The 15,388-nt window shown below is 38.7% G+C and carries 16 protein-coding genes; 7 read left to right on the forward strand and 9 right to left on the reverse strand.

The window, feature by feature from the left end; all coding sequences use genetic code 11:
- Positions 1-3 precede the first annotated feature (3 nt).
- From TSP02S_RS03285 to TSP02S_RS03295, 3 genes are read left to right on the forward strand one after another with little or no spacing between them, the layout of a single operon-like run.
- Positions 4-1,551 (forward strand): hypothetical protein, encoded by a 1,548-nt coding sequence (locus tag TSP02S_RS03285; RefSeq protein ID WP_041081839.1) that lies wholly within the window; start codon positions 4-6, stop codon positions 1,549-1,551.
- 51 nt (positions 1,552-1,602) lie between these two features.
- A complete protein-coding gene (locus TSP02S_RS03290) occupies positions 1,603-2,595 on the forward strand; it encodes a M42 family metallopeptidase (RefSeq protein ID WP_171816309.1) in 993 nt (330 codons plus the stop codon).
- 8 nt (positions 2,596-2,603) lie between these two features.
- The gene (locus TSP02S_RS03295; RefSeq protein WP_041081841.1) at positions 2,604-3,332 is read left to right on the forward strand and encodes a sulfite exporter TauE/SafE family protein; all 729 of its coding nucleotides are present in this window, start codon (positions 2,604-2,606) and stop codon (positions 3,330-3,332) included.
- On the opposite strand, the gene TSP02S_RS03300 is transcribed toward TSP02S_RS03295, so the two are convergent.
- The 4 genes from TSP02S_RS03300 to TSP02S_RS03315 all read right to left on the reverse strand — a co-directional run bounded on the left by TSP02S_RS03300 (position 3,316) and on the right by TSP02S_RS03315 (position 8,406).
- Positions 3,316-4,545, reverse strand: a complete 1,230-nt coding sequence (locus tag TSP02S_RS03300; RefSeq protein WP_041081843.1) for an MFS transporter — start codon at positions 4,543-4,545, stop codon at positions 3,316-3,318. The two genes, TSP02S_RS03295 and TSP02S_RS03300, sit on opposite strands and share 17 nt — an antisense overlap.
- Positions 4,546-4,660: 115 nt before the next feature.
- On the reverse strand, positions 4,661-6,286 hold the full coding sequence (locus TSP02S_RS03305) for a hypothetical protein (RefSeq protein ID WP_041081845.1): 1,626 nt from the start codon (positions 6,284-6,286) through the stop codon (positions 4,661-4,663).
- Positions 6,287-6,370: 84 nt separating this feature from the next.
- Positions 6,371-8,041 carry a fibronectin type III domain-containing protein gene (locus TSP02S_RS03310; protein ID WP_144380711.1) on the reverse strand — a complete coding sequence of 557 codons (1,671 nt, stop codon included), beginning with the start codon at positions 8,039-8,041 and terminating at the stop codon, positions 6,371-6,373.
- Positions 8,038-8,406, reverse strand: a complete 369-nt coding sequence (locus TSP02S_RS03315; RefSeq protein ID WP_041081849.1) for an Ig-like domain-containing protein — start codon at positions 8,404-8,406, stop codon at positions 8,038-8,040. The genes TSP02S_RS03310 and TSP02S_RS03315 overlap by 4 nt, the downstream gene beginning before the upstream one ends.
- A gap of 97 nt (positions 8,407-8,503) precedes the next feature.
- Between TSP02S_RS03315 and TSP02S_RS03320 the strand changes: the two genes are divergently transcribed.
- From TSP02S_RS03320 to TSP02S_RS03330, 3 genes are read left to right on the forward strand one after another with little or no spacing between them, the layout of a single operon-like run.
- A complete protein-coding gene (locus TSP02S_RS03320) occupies positions 8,504-9,076 on the forward strand; it encodes a GGDEF domain-containing protein (protein ID WP_041081851.1) in 573 nt (190 codons plus the stop codon).
- Positions 9,077-10,336 carry a UDP-N-acetylglucosamine 1-carboxyvinyltransferase gene (murA, locus tag TSP02S_RS03325; protein ID WP_041081853.1) on the forward strand — a complete coding sequence of 420 codons (1,260 nt, stop codon included), beginning with the start codon at positions 9,077-9,079 and terminating at the stop codon, positions 10,334-10,336. It abuts the gene before it with no gap.
- Positions 10,337-10,370: 34 nt separating this feature from the next.
- Positions 10,371-11,264: a radical SAM protein gene (locus TSP02S_RS03330; RefSeq protein WP_052465295.1), complete on the forward strand. Its 894-nt coding sequence runs from the start codon at positions 10,371-10,373 to the stop codon at positions 11,262-11,264.
- Here the strand turns inward: TSP02S_RS03330 and TSP02S_RS03335 are convergent.
- The 5 genes from TSP02S_RS03335 to TSP02S_RS03355 are packed head-to-tail and all read right to left on the reverse strand — an operon-like array spanning position 11,236 to position 14,987.
- Positions 11,236-12,117 carry a flagellar hook assembly protein FlgD gene (locus tag TSP02S_RS03335; RefSeq protein ID WP_041081857.1) on the reverse strand — a complete coding sequence of 294 codons (882 nt, stop codon included), beginning with the start codon at positions 12,115-12,117 and terminating at the stop codon, positions 11,236-11,238. The two genes, TSP02S_RS03330 and TSP02S_RS03335, sit on opposite strands and share 29 nt — an antisense overlap.
- Before the next feature lie 16 nt (positions 12,118-12,133).
- The gene (locus TSP02S_RS03340) at positions 12,134-12,835 is read right to left on the reverse strand and encodes a hypothetical protein (protein ID WP_041081859.1); all 702 of its coding nucleotides are present in this window, start codon (positions 12,833-12,835) and stop codon (positions 12,134-12,136) included.
- A 5-nt stretch (positions 12,836-12,840) separates the two neighbouring features.
- Positions 12,841-13,314, reverse strand: coding sequence for a hypothetical protein (locus TSP02S_RS03345; protein ID WP_041081861.1), 474 nt, complete (start codon positions 13,312-13,314; stop codon positions 12,841-12,843).
- A gap of 34 nt (positions 13,315-13,348) precedes the next feature.
- On the reverse strand, positions 13,349-13,792 hold the full coding sequence (locus tag TSP02S_RS03350; protein WP_041081863.1) for a ribonuclease H-like YkuK family protein: 444 nt from the start codon (positions 13,790-13,792) through the stop codon (positions 13,349-13,351).
- Positions 13,793-13,802: 10 nt separating this feature from the next.
- On the reverse strand, positions 13,803-14,987 hold the full coding sequence (locus TSP02S_RS03355) for an alkaline phosphatase family protein (protein WP_041081865.1): 1,185 nt from the start codon (positions 14,985-14,987) through the stop codon (positions 13,803-13,805).
- Between the two features lie 235 nt (positions 14,988-15,222).
- On the opposite strand from TSP02S_RS03355, the gene rd reads away from it, so the two are divergent.
- A complete protein-coding gene (gene rd, locus TSP02S_RS03360; protein WP_041081867.1) occupies positions 15,223-15,387 on the forward strand; it encodes a rubredoxin in 165 nt (54 codons plus the stop codon).
- Position 15,388: the final 1 nt, after the last annotated feature.

Here is a 15,388-nt window from a genome sequence, read left to right on the forward strand (position 1 = left end):
AAGATGAGACAATTGATAGTACTTTTGAAATATGGTTTAGCGGGATCGACAAATTTTTCAAGTAAATCACGTGGTAGGATGAAAAAACCAATCTCCAATTTATTTTTCCCTGTAGTAGCTGTGGCCGCATACGGTTTACCACTTGGGCTTTTCTTGGCTGATTTTTTCAAAATGGCAAAAGATGTAGTTGTTGATCAAAGCGATCTTGCCACAATCTTTGTTGCTAACTGGTCTGTTTTAATGGCTGGTATGTTTATTCTCTCTTTTGTACCGAGTTTGGTGAATTCTTTTGTCAAAAATGAAGAGATACAGCTTCTTTTAACTATGCCTGTGAGGCGATCAACGATAGTGTTGTACCAAACGGTTCTTACTTTTATTGTACAGTCTTTTACAGTAGTGATGTATCTCTTTGTCATACCGGCATATGCCGTGGCTACTGGAAAGAATCTTTTCATGTCGATATTTCTCTCTTTTGCGATGTGTTTCATGCTCCTTTTGATCTCAATCTTTATCGCCTCCTTTTTGGGTCTTTGGATGCAAAGATCAACGGCACGAAAAATGAATGTCTTTTCACTCTTGCTCACGGTGGTTCTCTTTCTCGTTGTTACTCAATCTTTACCCAGTATGAAAAGCATGAATGCCAACACTCTATCTCTCTTGATAAAAACCGGACTGAAGGTTTTCTCTGGGTTTAATCCATTTGTTTGGCCGATACTTGCTCTGGACAACTTTTTATATGTGATATTACTTTTTGCCGCGATTTTTGTGTTGTGGTTTATTTCGCTGAAAATATCAGAGAGAATTACCTTTGAAAATAGAGAGATAACACATCTCAGGAGACGCGAAAACACAACTCATCGACCCGGTGTTTTTTCAAAGGATCTCAAGCTTCTTTTTAGATATGAACAAGGTATATTCATGCTGATTTATCCAATAGCTGTGAGTTTGATTTTTGTCTTCACAACAAGGTCTTTTGTGAGTCCCCTTTTCATATCGATAGTTATAAGCACTATGTATGTTTCAATGAGTTCAGCGATGCTTATGAAGCAAGAATTTATGGCTTGGCCACTTGCAAAGATCATGCCATTGACTAATTCGCAAATTTTGATGCCCAAGATGATCATACCGGCAGGTCTCTATTCATTGATAACAGTTATTTTGGCTCTTTTTTTGCAACTTTACTTCAAACTTTCATTGACGTTTTATCTCATCGTTCCTATTATATTTGTGATGTATGCGTTTGCATCGATTTTAGGCATCGGTTTTTTCATGAAAGAAAAGGAGAAAAATACGATTAGTAATCCAGCCAGGATATTGAACACTTCCCACATCTTTGCCATTGAAGGCATTGTTCTTGCTATGGCTGCCGGGTCTGTTCTACCGTTGATCATGTATATGTACAACAGACAATCACTCTTAACTATTCTCAGAAAAGAGATATTGGTTGATTTGGTTGGTATTTGCCTTCCGATTTCATTGACTGTTATTCTGATCTTTCTTATTCGAAAGTATTTCAGGCGTTCATTTCTAACCATCGAGAAAATGGAATAAAAACGTTCCTTGAGCGAACAAATTGGTATAATATTTTTTGAGGTGATCTGTGTGCAAGAAAACGACTTTTTAAAAGAATTAATCGAATTTTGCTCGGCAAGAGGTATATCAGGTAGAGAAGAAAAGATTAGAGAACTTGTCATTTCACATCTTCCTGAGAATATCAACTATACCGTGGACAACATAGGAAATCTCATCGTTGAAATAGGTCATGGAGAAGAAAACATTGCTTTGATGGCCCATATGGATGAAATCGGTTTGATGATCACAGGCATCACATCCGATGGTTTACTCATGTTCAGGAAAATAGGTGGATTCGATGACAGACTGCTTTTGGGCGCACATCTTGATGTTGTGACAGAGAGAGGCGTTATCGATGGTGTAATTGGAGTAACACCGCCACATCTTGGAATGAATCAATCAACGGACAATCTTCGTATAGATATTGGTGCACACAGTAAACAAGAAGCAGAGGAACTCGGTGTGAAGGTGATGGATTTTGCTGTCTTCAAAAAACATATGAGCATTTTGAACAACAAATATTTGTCAATGCGATCTCTTGATGATAGATTTGGCTGTGTTGCACTATTACGTGTTCTTAACAATGTGGTCAAAGAAGATCTCAAGAAAAGAGTATTTTTCGTTTGGACCGTTCAAGAAGAGATAGGTCTAAAAGGTGCGAAGGCATTTGTGTCTAAACACGATATAGATCTTTGTTATGCGATAGATTCTTTTGCTTGCTGTTCATCTCTAACGGGTGATGTTGCATGTGGAAGAGGGCCTGTCCTTAGAATGGTCGATAACAGTGCGATAGCAAGCTACGATATGATGAAAAAGATTCTCGGTGTGGCACGGGAATACGGTATACCTGTTCAAGTTGGTATCACCGGTGGTGGAACGGATGGATCTGTAGCGATTGAAAACAATGCAAAAATGGTGCCAATAGCATTGGCAGTGAAATATCTACATTCTCAGGCGGAGTATATATCTCTAAACGACTTTGAAAAACTCGTAGAACTTCTCACAGTTCTTGTGAAGCAGTAGGTGATATTATGTTGTATTTCCTCATTTTCTTGTCGGGCATAGCATCTGGTTTTTTGAATGTTGTAGCTGGCGGTGGTAGCCTTTTGACGCTCCCACTTCTTACTCTTTTGGGAATGGGGATAGATGTTGCGAATGGCACAAATAGAATAGCAATTCTTCTTCAAAATATAGTGGCGGTGAGGAATTTCCAGAAAGGTAAGGTACTTCCCGTGAAGCTCTCACTTTTGTGTGGAATACCAGCCGCTGTAGGTTCAATTGTTGGCACGATGATCGTGGTTGACCTGGATCAGAACCTTCTCAAAAAAATTGTTGGAGTTTTGCTTTTGATTATGGGATTGTTTTTCTTCATCAAGCCGAAAATGTGGAGTGGAGAGCCTAATAAAAAGATCAATCCCTTTTTAGCAGCCATTGCATTCTTTGGTATAGGTGTCTACGGAGGTTTTATACAAGCTGGTGTTGGATTCTTTTTCATATTTTTCACTGCGGCACTTTTGGGTTTGGATTTGGTAAAGAATAATGCACTGAAGGTCTTCATTGTTCTTTTATATACACCTATATCATTGATCATCTTCTTGCTGAATGGAAAGGTCATGTTCTTGGCGGGTTTGATTCTTGGATTGGGTAGCATGGTAGGGGCATATCTTGGAGTTAAATTCGCCTTGAAAAAGGGTATTAATTGGTTGAGGTATATTGTCTTTGCCACAATCCTTGTGAGTGGTGTTAGTTATTTGATCTGAGATTCTCAGGTTTATTGTTTAAGCATATTTTGAGGATAAAGTACGTTATCATGGCAACACCGAGTATAGTGTATGAGTTTTTGATACCTATGATATTCCCAACAAGACCAAAAATGAATGCGCCTGTTGGTGATCCACCGTTGTTTATCAAAGCGTACAATGACATCGTCCTGCCTCGCATACTCTGTGGTGATAGAAATTGAGTTCTGCTATTGGTGATATTGAAGAATATCGTTTGCCCTGCACCATTCACAAAGGACATCACGTATGCTGCTGGGGGATATATGGAACTGATCAATGTACTCATGCCAATGATCAATATGAAATATTCTTCTCTAATGGATATGACATGTTCTGGTTCCATTCCGCCTGCAACCAAGGCTCCGATAAGTGCTCCTAATCCCATAGATCCCATCATCAAACCATAACCTACAAGACCTGTTTTTGCAGCACTTTTTGCGAAGGCTTGCATCAACATGCTGTAAGGCATACCAAAGAGTGCATAAACGATCAACGAATAGAAAGTCAAACTCATTGTTCTGTTCTTAGAGACAAAGCGTACACCTTCCACAAGGTCTTTGAAAAATGATTTGTCATTGTTGTTGATGGTCTCATGTTTTGATGGTATCATTGGCAATACTATCAGTAGTGGTACGAATGAAATCGCATTGATTAAAAAACCAAAGCTAAGACCATAATATTTCACGACAAAGCCCGCTATCGATGGACCTATCATTCTTGCCATGTTGAATATCATTGAATGAAGAGCAAGGGCATTTGGAAGATAATTCTTTGGAACTATATTTCCAATAAAGGTATTTCTGGAAGGAAGATAGAAAGAAGCAGAAACCCCCATAAGAGTACTGAGTATGAGTAGTTGAAATGGTGTTAGGATATTTTTATAGACGAGATAAGCCATAAAGCAAGCATTGATCGTATCAGCCAATTGTGTCAAGAAAAGTACTTCTCTTGGTCCAAACCAGTCGATGAGAACTCCGCTCACTGGAGAGAGTATCACAGTGGGAAACCCTTTCAAGAAGGCTATCAGACCGATGAACCCCGACGCTTTGCTCTCTGGCAAAATATTCACACCGACCCAGCCACGCAACGTCGTATCGATCCATGTTCCGATCAATGATATACTCTGTGGTACCCAGAACATTAGATAATTTCTGTTCTTCAGTGCTCTGAAAGGATTCGAATATTTCGCCATACAAACTTTTATACACCAGATGTGTTAAGTATCCTGGTACGAATCTTTGACAAAATGAAAAAAGCGGGAGTGTCACATCCCCGCCCATTTTGTCATTTCTTGAAGTCTTTGGCTTTCAAAAAGTGTATGTGCCACTCGCAAGTGTTCTGCTCCATTCCCAAAAATCGTAACTGATTGATGGTATATTTCCACAAAGATCTTTCAGCCAACCTGCCATCTGAACACCACCAGAGGCTGTTAATCCGCCTGTTATCGTATAGCCTACCTGATTCGAACTACCGACAGATGCCGATGTTGCCCCTTTTATCCAAGGGGTGAGTTTCACAAATGGTCCTGCAACATAATAAACGTACGCAGACAAAGTGAAAGGCAATTTTCCTTCTGCTTCAGCTCCAATCTTTGCGTTTGCTTGGAAATTCACGCCAGAATAACTGGTTGAATAACTTGGGGTTTTACTCCAAGAACCATTTTGATAGGTAACTTTGAGCGATGTCGTTACACTGAATGTAGCCCAAGTGGTGAAGCCTATCGAGCCATAGATCTTCGCGGTTGCTTCGGCATCGAGTTTTGCTTCAAGATAGAGTACAACAGGTACATAGCCAACCCAAAATGTCACGGTCTTTCCTCGTGTAAAAAGATTTTTAGACCATTGTTTTTCAACGGTTCCACCAGATGATACCTGTAAAGAAGGAGTGAGAGAAGGAGTGAGAGATACGACACTTTCAAATTTTTTAAACCTATAACTCCAACTGAGCCAACCCGTTCTCACCCATTCGTGTTCCCATAACAACGATGCCGTAAAAGATAGGGTAACAGTTATCTTTGGTGTCACTGAGAGTGTCTGGTAGGTGAAGGTATAGGATAACAATTCTCCAGTAGAGACGCTGAAACTCCAAGATCCAGAAAAATCACTTGAGATTTTGTGTGCAACAGGTTGGGTCAAATTCTTTTCACTCATATCTTTGTTAGAGAAAACCAAACTAAAAGCAGTGTAGTCCCTAAGAGCCTGTAAAACCTCTATACTTCTTTTTTCATCAAGGAGGTTCTTGGGTATGCCACCATTTGTTACTATTTTTTCTGAGATTAAGATACCTGTCTCTGTTTTTTTAAGTTCAGCTTTGTAAGTTGTGCCCCCTCCCATGTCTACAGACCAACTGTCTGATAAAGATTTTGAGAAGAAATTAGGTTTTATGTCTTCCAATTGTGAGCCACTTGGTAGTACAATTTCGACTTTTCGTTCTGTCAAAAGAGAATTCTTTTCTGATTGCAGGAAAGCTGATTCAAAGATTTTTCCATCGATTTCGTTCTCGAAATACTTTGGCATCAGTTTCTCTGCGAGTTTTTCATTTTCAAAACCTTTACGAATGATGAGAAATGAACCACCTTGTGATCTGACAATACCTGGTACTTTCATTGTTATAGTGCAAGTGTAACCCTTCGAATCTCGAGTGATTTTCATATCATTCATTGTGAAAGAAGGAGTTGTGCCGTATAGTAAGTAATAGTGTTTGGTGAGCTCATTCAAAAAATTGTTGAAAACATCTTTGTTTTTTTGCATCTCTTCATAGTGGGTTATGTATGGCTTTGTTAACTCTGACTCTGGAATAAATTCCGTTCTTTTGATAATCGCAGAACCATCGCGCATAACTTCAATACGCTCTTCGATATTCCTTTTAAACTGTATACCATAACTGACAACAGCCAGCAACACAAGCAAAACCAATATAAATCTTTTGGTCATTTTGATCCCCCCTTAGATGAATTGGACTAAATACATTATCTGAACACAGATATTAAAAATATATTAGAACTCTCAACGTTTTATTTATTTGGGTAACAAGATCTCCACTATACCATTCAGATCCACGGATTTGGATTGTTCCAGGTTACTATCCAAGACCTTGATACCACTCTGTGTTGCCACATAGATATAACTCCCACTCACTACAAGGGACTTACCATTACTCAGGTCGATCTCTTTTATTTTGGAAAGATCTTCGTCGAATTTGGTAAGTTTTTGATCGCTCAATACATAAACAAAACCTGAATCAAAATAGATCTTTTTTCCATCATCGAAATCTGTTGATTTGATCTCTGATAAATCAATACTGTTGAGCTTGATTATTTTCGAATCAGTCAACAAATATGCTATATCATCAACAACAAAGACATCTTTTGCTGTACATGAATAACTCTTTCTCAACACAGGATTAGCTGGATCTACAGCATCGATTTTTTTCAATCCATCGTTGTCACAGAGATAGATGTATTGTCCAAGGACGAATAATGAAGATGGTTGATTCAATTGCACAGATGATTCTTCATAAGCGTTTTGATTTGTTACTCTTAAGATGAGTAAACTTGCATCATTTGTTATACAAGCAAACGCTTCTCCTGCAACGATCTTTTGAATAGGAGCAAGTGTATCAACCCAGATATTTTCTCCAGCAAAAGAAGCCGTTGCCACAGTTGAATCACTTATAATCGAGAGTTCATTACCTATCACGAAAATAGTCTTATCGTAATAGAAAAAGTCATTCCCAGTTATGGTAGATATATTCTTCGGTGAAACAGTCGTTTGTGTGAAATCAACTTCATAGATGCCATTCGCTAAAGCTAATAATTTACTGAAGGACGTCTGAAAACCTGTGTAGAAACTCCAAACAGGTCCTTCAGTCGAACTATTTCCATCTTTTGCCACGACCTTCCAGTAGTATTTCTTGTTCATCTCAAGGTTTTGTATCAACATCTTTTGAGTTGTCAAATTCTCTCTTATTCGAGGTGGGTTTGAACTCTCTCCAAAATACAGATCATAGAAAAGTGCATCTCCATCATCGTCTGAGCATTCCCAACTCAAAGTCACACTTGTTTCAGAGATCGATGATTTATCGCTTGGATTAGGATTGGTAGGTGTTGATGGAGGAGAGTTTGGTATACCTTTTGTGGTAAATGTCCAAGTTGGTCCCGTTGTTGTGTTGGTTCCATCAAAAGCTTTGATGTACCATCTGTAGGTTGTGTTGGGTGAAAGAGCACTCAGTTCAAAACTTGATTGTGTGGTAGTTGTTTTTTTCTCATCGTTCAAATAGACTTCATAACTCAATGTATCATTGTCGGGATCTGAGCATTCCCATTGTAGTGTCACAGGTATGTTCACAGATTGGGCTCCATCTGGAGGTGAAATGAGTTTTGGGACAGTCGGTGCTCTGTTTTGACCACTTTGAGCTGTCGTGAATGTTGCTTGATCACTTTGAACAATGTATTGACTATCAAAGGCTTTGACAAACCATGTATAAGTTTTTCCTGGCGTAAGATTGTATTTTGTGTATTGATAATTTGTAGTCGTTGCCAAAAGAGAGCCATCCAGATATACTTCGAATTTCAGCACATCTTTGTCAGGGTCTGTACATCTCCATTGAAAAACAACTTGTGCATAATCGATATTCTCTGAGGATGGAACAGGTGATATGAGTTCTGGTTTGTTGGGCTGTCTGTTCACTTTAAGAGTAGAAAACACGAGCCAACTTGAGTCGGGGTGTTTTTTCCATCATATGCTATTATTTTCCAGTAATAAGTCTTAGATGGTTCAAGATTTGGTTTATAAGAGTTGCTATAACCTTTGTATATCGATGGAGCGGTGTTCTTGTTCTCTCCAAAAAACAATTCATATGTCAAAGAGTCGTTTTCAGGATCGTTGAATGTCCAACTCAGGGTTGTATCTGTACTGACATCGGTAGCGTTATTTAAAGGATTTGATGAAACAAATTGTGGAGCTTTGTTAGTTGAAACCGATGGACTTCCACATGCAAATAGGAATAATATGAAAGCAAAAGATGCGATTATTAACACAGCAGTGAATTTCATAAAAATCCCTCCCCTTGTGCGGTTAAACAGACATTAACTTTGACCTCTTTGATGTTATTATATACCATGAGAGATTCCAAGCATGGGAGGAGTAAAAATGGACGAGAGAGAGGATTTGTTGAAAAAGATCAAAATTCTCGAGGACCAACTCGAGTATTATCGAATGCGTGATGCACAAATGGAGCAAATGCTTCAGGAGTACAATCAATTCATAAAAAAACAATTCGAATTGTATGACGACTTTGTTAAAGACATAGGCACCAGTAGGATAATAGATCCAGTCACACGAGTTTATTCTCAAGAGCACATGAGTCGTTTGATATCTTATTATCACCAAAAAGCTTTTGAAGAAAACAGAGGTTATGCGATTGTCATGATCAAATTGTGTAAGCAAAACGAGGAATTTGAGAAACATCTCGTATCGATTGGGAGACTTTTGAAGAATGTCGTACGAGTTCCAATGGACAGTGTGGGAAAGATCTCCGATGATACATTTGTCGTTCTCTTAACAGATGTCAACAAAGAAAATGCACAAAGAGTTTTTGAGAGAATCAAAGATTCGCTCAAGAAAAGTGTAGGAGTTGACACAAAGGTATCTTTCAAAGTCTACCCGAACGATGGAGAAGATCTGGAGAAGATGATTCAACAACTTCAATCGGAGGTATCATAAGTGGGTAAATTGATCGTTGAAGGACCCGTCAGGTTGACTGGTTCAGTTAGAGTTTCTGGTTCTAAGAATTCTGCCTTACCTATTCTTGCCGCTGCTCTTTTATGTGATGAAAGGGTTGTTTTGGAAAATGTACCTAATTTGATGGATATTCACACGATGATAGAGATACTCAGTGCGGCTGGATGTAGAGTTTTTTTCGAGAATGGAGTAGCCATAATCGATCCCCCAACCAATCCATGCACTGATATACCATACGAACTCGTTAGAAAAATGAGGGCGTCTTTCAATGTCTTGGGTCCCTTGGCGGCGAAATTTCAAAAGGCTTCGGTTTCATTACCTGGTGGTTGTTCGATAGGTGTCAGACCAGTGGATTATCACCTTGAAGGTTTACAGAAACTTGGTTTTTCAATCAAGATTGAACACGGTATTGTCACTGCTGAGATGGAGAAAAAGATAGATGAAGCAATTATATCTCTGCCATTTCCAAGCGTTGGAGCTACAGAACACATAATGACAACCGCGGCAATTTTGGATGGGACTCACACAGTCATAGAAAATGCAGCAATGGAGCCAGAAATAGAAGATCTGGCGATTTTTCTGAATCGAGCAGGTTGCAGAGTCTTGGGGGCTGGAACAAAGCGAATAGAAGTTTTTGGAGTCAAGAAGGCGCATGGCTGCATACACAAGATAATACCCGATCGAATTGAAGCAGGTACCTACATAATAGCAATAGCGGCTACAATGGGGGATGCTATAGTAGAAGGTTTAGATGTTTCACATTTAATATCATTATTCGATGTACTCAAAAATTCTGGTGTGAGTCTATCGCAGTTAGATAGAGACAAGGTAAGAGTTTCGATGGACCGAAGACCAGATCCAATAAAAATTCAGGTAACTCCATACCCAGGTTTTCCGACTGATTTGCAACCACAAATCATAGTATTTCTTTCAAAAGCACAGGGCACATCAACTGTGATTGAAACTGTTTTTAAATCAAGGTTTCAACACGTCGATGAACTGAGACGCTTTGGAGCAAAGATCGAAGTCAGTGATGGGACTGCCATTGTTTATGGAGTTGAGAGACTCAGTGGCGCTCAGGTGAGTGCAACTGATTTAAGGGCAGCTGCTGCGCTTGTAATCGCAGGTTTAATCGCAAATGGTACAACATCTGTCAACGAAGTAGATCAAATATTCAGAGGATATGAAGACATTGTTCAAAAACTCTCAAATCTTTCGGCGGTGATCGAGTATCAAAAATAAATTTTCAGAGATCATTCATAAACTGAGAGAAAAGATGTATCATTGTGATCTGTGTCCTGTTCAATGTGGAGTTAATCGATATCAAAGTGTGGGCAAGTGCAAGATCGGTAATCTGCCAAAGTTGATGAGTGTGGTTCTACATTTTGGAGAGGAGCCACCTATTAGTGGAGAAAATGGTGCCGGTACAATCTTTTTCAGCGGGTGTAATCTTCGTTGTATTTATTGCCAGAATATGAATTTCAGCCAATTGGCAAACGGTGTGGAAATAACTTCTCAAGAACTTGCCGAGATTTTCTTGGATTTACAGAATCATGGTGCAGAGACACTGAATCTTGTCACTCCAACACCACATATCTTGTCAATAGTGGAAGCTCTTGAGATTGCCAGTGAAAAAGGATTTAGTTTGCCTGTTGTTTACAACACGAGTAGTTATGAATCCGTTGAGACTTTAAAGCTTCTTGATGGGATTGTTGATGTGTATTTGGCTGATCTGAAATATGCGGACGATGAATCGGGTTATATTTATTCTGGTGTAAAAGATTACTATACAGTAGCTACCAAGGCGCTCATAGAGATGCATAGACAAGTTGGAGCATTTAAAGAAGATAGCAAAAAAGGTCTTATAGTTAGACATCTTGTACTTCCAAACAATGTAGGAGGTACTCAAAAGGTTCTTGATTTTGTTTTTTATTCTCTGTCACCCACTGTACCAATTTCTTTGATGTCTCAATACAATCCACTGTTCAATGCCAGATTTGATAAATTGATTGCGAGAAAGCTCACCAAAGAAGAATATGAAGTGTCTGTACAGAGAGCACTTCAACTCGGTATGAATGGCTGGATTCAAACCGATGAAAAAAAGAGGGTCACAGCCAAACCAATTACATCAACTTACAAGATCATAGACCTGATGAGATCAAGAACATGAAAACCAATGCTCCAACCGCTATGAACGTGGTTGTCAGGATTATTTCTTTGGTGTTGGTGTAATGAGATCTATCTATTCTCACAGAATCGGTCGCGATGAAGCTCTCTTTTTCTGTCTGAGCAATTGCTTTGACTGTGTAGTCACCATCCGGTATGTCTTTTCCATCCCAAGAGATCTGGTTCGAGCCAGGTTTACCTTTTCCGCTCCATTGCCAGACGGTGTTTTGATTGATATCAACGATATTGATTGTCAACTGGGCAGGTTTTGAAAGATACACGTAAAAAGTTGTAGTATCGTTATACCAATCGCCATTTGGAGAAAATTCTTTTGGTTCCACCTTCAAACTGACAGATAAGACTTCTTCTATCAGGTTTATATTGACACTCGTTTCCTTCAAATATGAAATGTTCAGCAATCTTGTTTCTGGTATATATCCACTTGCTTTGAAGGTGATATAGACACTCCCTTCGGGAACATAAACGGTGTCTTTCACGCTGTTAACTTTTCCAAGGAATCTATTCTCTGAATACACCTCGACCGGATAAACATTTGAATATACTCTCAAACTACCAGCTCTGCTGAGAGGCGCATAAACGACAACTTGGCCAGGTTGAGATACATATACAAGGCCATCAAAAACAAGATACCAACTCTTACTCACAGTTATTCTGTGTTCTCCAGATGAACTCAGGGTTATCTGTAAAAAACCATTTATATCAGATATACCTGCGTATATTCCGTTCACATAGACATTGGCAAAGGGCTCCGTTCTGACTACAACAACATAACTTGCACATGCCAATATAGAAATAAATAGAATAAATAGAGAGACCAAAATGGTTAACTTTCTCATAGAATACCTCCAATTCTCACCATTTTGTCGTTGTGTACCAATCAACGATATTTTCTATCATCCAAATTTCATCACTTTGATAATACTCTATACCAATCACAATTGGCTCGGTAGATCTGATGTCTATCACACCAGAGGTTTGACTGTTCAACTCTTTTGTCAAATCCACATAAGCCGAAGCCTTAGCAGAAATGTTACCCGATAACTCTTTTATGACATTCCCCGCATAATCGTACACCCAAAGATATATATCATTTGTTTTGTTGGAAGTATTCATCAAAGCGAAAGCAGTTTCGGCGTTGCCAAAGTTCGTATAATTAATGCCGTACCAGTAATATTTTGCATCCGAGGAAACCTGAACAGGTTCTATAACGTGGTTCCGAGAAAAGAGCATTTCTCTATCTTTATAGAGAACAGAGATGTAGAGTAATTGATCACATTGAACGAGTACCAATCCCCAGTTTTTATCACTCTGTGGTATTTTCTGTGCAAGATCTATATGAACTGTTTCGTAAGGTTTCGACTTGAAGGTATCTTTCCATATTTCCTTTCCCTCATAGTCATAAACCACAACTCTGAAGTACGCGTTTTCATCGCTTAAATTCGAGACCACTATGGCAGTGTTCCTACCAGGTGTTGAGTCATGATATAACCCATAATTGGACGCAAAGAGGATTGTAGAAAGAATTATCACAAAAAATATTAAAGCTTTCTTCATAAACATCACTCTCCCAACAAAGGATAAGAGACGATCTCTGTACCAGAAGCGTAAACAGTCAATAAGTAAGGTTTACCATCAATTAAAAGCATTGGACATGAGTTTGGTTGAAGTCCGTTAGCAGTTTTCATGAGCAAGTTCAAAACATACACCTTTTCAACCCAACTTGGAGGCTGTTTTAGTTCAAAAGATTTGAGTCCAGTATCACCATAAGAAATAAGACTGATCTCGCTCGCGTTTTTATCGAAGAAATCGAGTAATTTATTACAGTAATATAGCGCATCTGTAGTTGTTGCTGGTTCATTTATATGCACATAATAAGCCGTTAGGTAATTTGCATCTACATTGTTTTTCAGATAATCGTTGATGTTTTTGACAACCTTTTCGGAGAATTCTCCAACATCTGGTTCAAACAAAGAGAGACAACCAGTGAGTGCAAAAATGGCAATAATAAAAAACAGATATAACATTCTGCGCATATACAATACCCCCTTAAATATTTTACACCTTCATTTACTTTGTATGACGGTGTGCTATCTTTGTTGCGGCAAAGGCCCAAGGTTTTAATTTATAAGGATATCCCATTCCTTTGACATAGCCCACTACTGTCGAGAGAACATCTCTGCTTGCACCGTCATAACCGATATCTATGTGTATCTCTGGACTCGTCAAATTGAGCATCTCTCTGGCAAAATTAGCCATTTCCAAACTCAGATAGGTTTCTTGGAATAATCGTGTGAACATGTCATAGTGTTTATATTCTCTCTTGAGAGTATACAGATAAGTTGCACCAACGCCGATTTTGTAGACTATTAAAACAGTCGCAAAAGTGACAACACCATCTCGTGCATCACTATCAGTTCCAATATATATCTTGAATGGACTGTGTTCTTTGAAATCGTAGATGATTTTCTTAGCTGTTTCAACATCTACAATGCCATAAGTTGGACTCTTCAGTAAGAATTAATCACCTCCTAAAAACAACAAGAGGAACTACTAATTCATCGAAACTCAGCCCACCATGCTTTGATTTCAAACTCTCTTCCCTACCTGTAAATTTGAAATAAAAAGAGTAGTTCGATCTTGCTATTAAAACGACATCACCTATTCTCTCAAGACTTTCTTTCTTTGAGTAAGAACCACCAAATAACCCCATCTGTATGGTCTGGTCTCTGGTCAAAACCATCGCCTGGTTTGTGTATGTCTTTTGAATGTATTCTATCACTTCTCTTGGCTGGCGAGTATATATGTGCATCATTCGCATCTCGCCACCAGGTGGAACCATTAAAAATGATGAGATCTCGTCCTTCCAAGACCACCAAATTTCGTTTTCCCAAGGTGTTGCAATTTGTCCATGATCTCCCATTATCATCAAAAGAGTATCATTTCCCAAAACAGGGATCACCTCTTTATGAATCATTTTTAAAAGCCAATAGAGCTCGCTTTCAAATGCTTGTGAATCCACTCCCATTTTATGTCCGATTGAATCGAGCAACCCCCAGTAGACAAACCCAAAAACCTTGCCATCTTCTTGGAGCATCTCTCTGAGTTTAGAGAACAAGTCTCCAAAACTTTGATAACTTCTCACCGAAGCTCCTGTATGAATCAGATTTGAAAACCCAGAGCCACGTATATTCTTTGACGTGAGTACACATCCCTTGACTCCAATGTTGAGAATCTTTTCAAAGATCGTTTCTGAAAAAAGAATCTCCTTTGATGAAAAATTCGATGATACTTTGCCAAGTGTTGGTGAGGATAACTCTATCATATTTACGAGAGCACCAAGTTCTTTGAGGTATAGGATGTATCCTAAGATACCGTGTTCAATAGGAGTAGATGCTGTCAATAATGAAGAAATGGCGGCACTTGTCGTTGTTGGGAAAACAGAAGTGGCATATAAGATATTTTTTTGGTCGAAAAGTTCTTCTTTCTGAAGGACTTTTTTCAAACTGTTTAGCCCAAGTGCGTCTATCAGAAATATGATGATTTTATCTATATTTTCGAACAAACCAGGTGCCAATTCTTCAAATGGATAGATGGGATGAAGAATCTTGCAACCAAAATGAGCCAGAATTGAGTTTGATACATTCACAAGAGACAACTTCTCATAGTCAGGTTTGAGGAGGTCATCAGTGATCTTGTCTATTTGCATTTTTCATCACCAATTAAAGTATAAAACCAAAAAATCCTTTTGAGAAGAATTCGATAAAGCAAATAAAGATGATAGAATTGTTGTACAAAACACGTATATTGACATCGAGATTGCAAAAATTCATTGTTAAAAGTTTCTATTTATGAGTATCTACTATTAAATTTTGAATATGGTACAATTTTATTGTGAGATCTTCAAAGTGCATAAACCACTTACCTTTAAAGGGGGAATGAAGATGCAAAAGTACAGATGTATAATTTGTGGGTATGTCTATGATCCGGCTGAGGGGGATCCAGATAACGATATCCCAGCAGGAACACCATTTGAAGATCTCCCTGATGACTGGGTGTGTCCCGTTTGTGGTGCTTCTAAGGAGGATTTCGAACCGGTAGAAGAGTGAA

It is taken from the genome of Thermotoga profunda AZM34c06 (assembly GCF_000828675.1).
GTDB classification, from domain to species: domain Bacteria; phylum Thermotogota; class Thermotogae; order Thermotogales; family DSM-5069; genus Pseudothermotoga_B; species Pseudothermotoga_B profunda.

What these genes read in the sequence shown, in the direction of transcription:
- TSP02S_RS03355 (WP_041081865.1), bottom strand. Translation starts at nt 14,987, where the DNA reads ATGCAAATAGACAAGATCACTGATGACCTCCTCAAACCTGACTATGAG.
- TSP02S_RS03295 (WP_041081841.1), top strand. Translation starts at nt 2,604, where the DNA reads ATGTTGTATTTCCTCATTTTCTTGTCGGGCATAGCATCTGGTTTTTTG.
- TSP02S_RS03305 (WP_041081845.1), bottom strand. Translation starts at nt 6,286, where the DNA reads ATGACCAAAAGATTTATATTGGTTTTGCTTGTGTTGCTGGCTGTTGTC.
- TSP02S_RS03300 (WP_041081843.1), bottom strand. Translation starts at nt 4,545, where the DNA reads ATGGCGAAATATTCGAATCCTTTCAGAGCACTGAAGAACAGAAATTAT.
- TSP02S_RS03285 (WP_041081839.1), top strand. Translation starts at nt 4, where the DNA reads ATGAGACAATTGATAGTACTTTTGAAATATGGTTTAGCGGGATCGACA.
- TSP02S_RS03315 (WP_041081849.1), bottom strand. Translation starts at nt 8,406, where the DNA reads ATGAAATTCACTGCTGTGTTAATAATCGCATCTTTTGCTTTCATATTA.
- rd (WP_041081867.1), top strand. Translation starts at nt 15,223, where the DNA reads ATGCAAAAGTACAGATGTATAATTTGTGGGTATGTCTATGATCCGGCT.
- TSP02S_RS03330 (WP_052465295.1), top strand. Translation starts at nt 10,371, where the DNA reads ATGTATCATTGTGATCTGTGTCCTGTTCAATGTGGAGTTAATCGATAT.
- TSP02S_RS03335 (WP_041081857.1), bottom strand. Translation starts at nt 12,117, where the DNA reads ATGAGAAAGTTAACCATTTTGGTCTCTCTATTTATTCTATTTATTTCT.
- TSP02S_RS03345 (WP_041081861.1), bottom strand. Translation starts at nt 13,314, where the DNA reads ATGCGCAGAATGTTATATCTGTTTTTTATTATTGCCATTTTTGCACTC.
- TSP02S_RS03340 (WP_041081859.1), bottom strand. Translation starts at nt 12,835, where the DNA reads ATGAAGAAAGCTTTAATATTTTTTGTGATAATTCTTTCTACAATCCTC.
- TSP02S_RS03320 (WP_041081851.1), top strand. Translation starts at nt 8,504, where the DNA reads ATGGACGAGAGAGAGGATTTGTTGAAAAAGATCAAAATTCTCGAGGAC.